Source organism: uncultured Thiodictyon sp. (assembly GCA_903837595.1).
Classification (GTDB): Bacteria; Pseudomonadota; Gammaproteobacteria; order Chromatiales; family Chromatiaceae; genus Thiodictyon.
In genome coordinates, this window is record CAILVI010000443.1 from 1 (window position 1) to 3850 (window position 3850).

Sequence of the window (3850 nt, forward strand, 5' to 3'; positions counted from 1 at the left end):
AGCAACCCCCACCGAGGATTACTGCCGCTCACCAAGCTTCCATACACTAATCGCTGTGTAGTGCCGACCTTTGCCCCTGCGGTGCAAGCCAACCAATGGGTTACGTGAAAAATAGGCGCGAATAGTCGAAGACGGGCTAGGCTCACGCGCCGGGGTGGCGGCTGTCGCCCCGGCCGTCCGGACCGGCGCTGGGGAACGGTCTTCGTCATCGATCGGCGGGCGTCAGCAGATGGGCGGCGAGGCGGAGTTGGTCGAATGCGTCACGCATGGGATCAACCCGGTCTATGCGGGTTGATGCGGCATGTCGGGCGCACCCATGCACGACCCCAGGATTGAGGACGTGATGGGGTCGAGCGGGTTTGGCCGCCCATACCAGCGCAGACACTTAACTCACCCACCCAGGAGCCCCGATGACCCCCGACCAGATCCTCGCCTTCGTGCTGGCGCTGACCTCGCCCCCGCCCGCCGCAACCGCCTTTCCGGTCATCGCCGCGGGCGGCGCGGACAGCCACTATCCGGTCAAGCCGGCGCCCTGTCCGCGCCCGCTGGCCCCCTTCGAGATCGAGGGCAAGACCGTGGCCTGCGGCACCGTCTCGGTCCCCGAGGACCATGCCAAACCGGACGGCCGGCGTATCCCGCTGACCTTCATGATCTTCAAGTCCCGCTCGCTCGCCCCTGCGCCGGACGCGGTGGTGCATCTGCACGGGGGCCCCGGAGGGGGCATTGTCGAGGAGGTCGGGCTTACCTCCACGTTCTTCGAGGGGCTGCGGGCGCGGCGCGATGTGGTGGCCTTCGACCAGCGCGGGGTGGACACCTCCGCCGGGGGCGAGACCCGCTGCCTCGCCACCCTGGCCAACCACGCCGGGGACCTGGCCCAACGGTTGTCACGCGGGACCGGGGACCAGGAGAAGGTCGCAACCAAGGCGGCGTACCTGCCGCCCGAGGTCACCCGGGCCTGTCTCGACGAGCTGGCCGGGGCTGGTGTCGACCTCTCCAAGATCAACACCGAACAGAACGCCCGCGACGTGCAGGCGGTGATGCGCGCCCTGGGCTATCCCGTCTACAACCTCTACGGGATCTCCTACGGCACCCGGCTCGGGCAGGAGGTGATGCGTACCGCGCCCGAGGGCCTGCGCGCCGCGGTGCTGGACTCGGTGGAACCGGCCGAGGTGGCGTTCTACGACACCCTCGCCGTGCCCTTCGCCGAGTCGTTCGAGGCCCTGTTCGCGCAGTGCGCCGCCGACGCCGGCTGCGCCGCCGCCTACCCGAACCTCAAGGACCGCTTCTGGGCCCTGTATTCCAAGCTCGCCAAGGCACCGATTACGGCCAACGGGGCCAAGATCGACACCGACGCCCTGTTCGACCTAGTCGCGGGGCGCAACCACTTCACGGCTAATCGGCACAGCCTGACCGGCTACCTCCCCAAGCTGGTCGCCGAGTTGGAGCAGGGCCAGACCACCACCTGGGACGCCGTAGCGGCGGACCAGCTGCCCCCGCGCCAGACCCCCGAGGCGGCACTAGCGGGGCTTGCTGGGCTCGACCCCAACGCGCTCGTTCTCGCCCAGACGGCGTTGCGCCTCGCCCAGCAGGGCGAGATCCAGGCGCAAGCGGTCAAAACCGTGCTGGACCGCCTGGAGGCCGACCGCGCCGCCGTAGCCGCAGGGGCCGGGCTGGTGGACGCCTTCGAGTCGGCGCTCCTCGCGGCGGCCCGGACCCTGCCCAACCCCCAGGCGCGGCTCGCCTTTGCCGCAGATTATCTGCGCCTGCGCACCGGCAAGCCCACGAACGAGGCCCTGCACGCGCTGATCGCCCGCCACTTCGCGGGCGAGACGCGCGCGCGCCTCGCAGGCTTCGCCGGCCTGCTGACCCCCCGGAACGTAAGCGACGCCTACGCCCGCATCTCGGCGGACAACCGCAAGCTCGACTACCTGCTGGTGAAGGACTTCCAGCTCCAGATGTATTTCTGCCAAGAGGACATGGACATCAACTCGCCCCAGGGCGCCGCGGCCGTGAACGCCGGCCTCCGTGCCAAGTACGGGTGGCCGGCGCAGGCCACCAAGCCCGTCGAGGACTTCATCGATGCCTACTACGCCAGCTGCGCCCCCTTCCCCGTGCATGCCAGGCCCGGTTTCCATGAGCCGGTGACGGCTGCCATCCCGACCCTGGCCCTCTCCGGGCTGCTCGACACGCAGACCGCCGCGAGCTGGGGTCCGCAGACGGCGCGCCACCTGCCCCACGGCCAGGCGATCGTCTTTCCCGAGACCGGGCACGGTGCGCTGCTCTTCTCGCAATGCGCGCGGGACCTGGGCGTGGCCTTCATCGAGAATCCCACGGTGCCGCTGGATAAGTCCTGCGTGGCGGGGCTCGCGCCGAGCTTTGTACTGCCTGAGGTCAAGGTCGAGGCTCAGGCCGCGGGGCCGGCCGACGGGACCTCCAAATGACTGACGCCGCGTTTCTCCCATCGCTCCGAATGAGGTCAAGACCAATGAAGACGCCATCGCTCCTCGCCGCCGCAATTGTCCTGCTGGCGTCAACCTCCGCGCATGCCATCGACGCGCAATACCGGCGTCTACTCGAACGCTCCGGCTGCACCCAGGTCACCGAGACGCAGGGCTGCAACATCCACAAAACCAAGGAGCAAAACGCCAAGGCCGGTTTCGTTCCGGACACACCTGGAAACCTTGGGACCCGGGTCGCGGAGCAGGCGTGCCTGAAGGCGGTCGCCAAGACCGTCCACAAGCCGCTCAGTCGGCTCTCGGTCAGCGAGGTCCTGCCCGCCGGGCCCGACACCACCGTCATGATCATCGTGCCCGGTGCGAACGCCCCCTGGTCCTGCCGCAGCGACGCCAAGGGGCATGTGCAAAGCACGATGTTCACCGGCAAGGACGGCGACTGAGCGCCGTCGCCCGGTCGAGCCATCCGGCCAGCCCTGCGCGCGCAGGGTGGTGCCGCTTTACCACGACGACCGGCGCATGGGGGCCAGCACCCGCGCGAGGCCCCGGCCTTCTCCGCCGAGATGGCGGCCTGGATGGCCAAGTCCAAGCAGGACAGCAGCGCAGACGCGTTTACGCCCCTGGTCCATGCCATGGCCGGGACGACGCCGGGCCAGAAGAATCTGATCGGCATCGTCTGCCGCGGCGTGCTAGGCATGGCGACCGCGGGAGCGCTGGGCGACGAGCAGAACCCGACAAACCGTATCATCGTCGACTTCCGGAACCGGGCGTTGGCACGATTCGTTGCCGAATCAAAGGCCGATAAGATCTACATCACCTACGGCGCGGCGCATTTCCCGGGCTTCTTTGCGGAACTGCGGAGGCTCGACCCCGGATTCAGCATTCGCTCGATCAAAGGCGTGCGCCCGATGGTGCTTCCAGACGAACCCAACCTGGCCCCCACGGCCGTCTCAGGGCCAGGGGAGGCATAGGATGACCGGCTGTCCCTCAACCGCCGGTGGGGCATTCATGTCGTCGGCCCCGACCACCGCCACGCCGCCGCCCCGGCCCAGCCCTGGGGGGCGCAGCGTCGAACCCCGCGCCTCGCCGGGTCTCGTGGCCCCTACCGCCCCAGCAACCCCTTGAGGTCCGGGAAGACCTGGAGGCCGACGGCCAAGGCGCTCATCACGGAACCCGTCTCATTGACGATCGTCACGAAGGCCGCACCGGTCTTCGTGTTGTACGCCACGACCGACTCCCAACCGAGGATCTGACCGGTGTGCCCGACCCAGCCGTTGCCCCAGTCGTAGATACCCAGGCCGTAGTTCTACTTTGTCACATTCATAGCCTTCAGCCCGTTTGCTCACGGCGTTGCTTTTCAAAGGCGTAGTCGATGGCCGCCTGTCGTTTGGCGTGGC

Annotated in this window: 4 protein-coding genes; 3 read left to right on the plus strand and 1 reads right to left on the minus strand. The window is 68.4% G+C overall.

The annotated features are described in order from the left end of the window. Positions 1-410: 410 nt before the first annotated feature. The 3 genes from QZY44_RS26255 (at position 411) to QZY44_RS26265 (ending at position 3424) form a co-directional block, all read left to right on the plus strand. Positions 411-2441 (plus strand): alpha/beta fold hydrolase, encoded by a 2031-nt coding sequence (locus QZY44_RS26255; RefSeq protein ID WP_295455081.1) that lies wholly within the window; start codon positions 411-413, stop codon positions 2439-2441. Between the two features lie 44 nt (positions 2442-2485). Continuing rightward, complete coding sequence (locus tag QZY44_RS26260; protein WP_295455083.1) at positions 2486-2896, plus strand: hypothetical protein; 411 nt, start codon at positions 2486-2488, stop codon at positions 2894-2896. 132 nt (positions 2897-3028) lie between these two features. Beyond that, positions 3029-3424, plus strand: coding sequence for a hypothetical protein (locus tag QZY44_RS26265; RefSeq protein WP_295455085.1), 396 nt, complete (start codon positions 3029-3031; stop codon positions 3422-3424). Positions 3425-3555: 131 nt separating this feature from the next. Here QZY44_RS26265 and QZY44_RS26270 read toward each other — a convergent pair whose 3' ends face one another. Next, on the minus strand, positions 3556-3681 hold the full coding sequence (locus QZY44_RS26270; protein ID WP_295455087.1) for a hypothetical protein: 126 nt from the start codon (positions 3679-3681) through the stop codon (positions 3556-3558). Positions 3682-3850: the final 169 nt, after the last annotated feature.

Coding starts and splice junctions, on each gene's coding strand:
- QZY44_RS26255 (WP_295455081.1), top strand. CDS start 411: ATGACCCCCGACCAGATCCTCGCCTTCGTGCTGGCGCTGACCTCGCCC.
- QZY44_RS26260 (WP_295455083.1), top strand. CDS start 2,486: ATGAAGACGCCATCGCTCCTCGCCGCCGCAATTGTCCTGCTGGCGTCA.
- QZY44_RS26265 (WP_295455085.1), top strand. CDS start 3,029: ATGGCCAAGTCCAAGCAGGACAGCAGCGCAGACGCGTTTACGCCCCTG.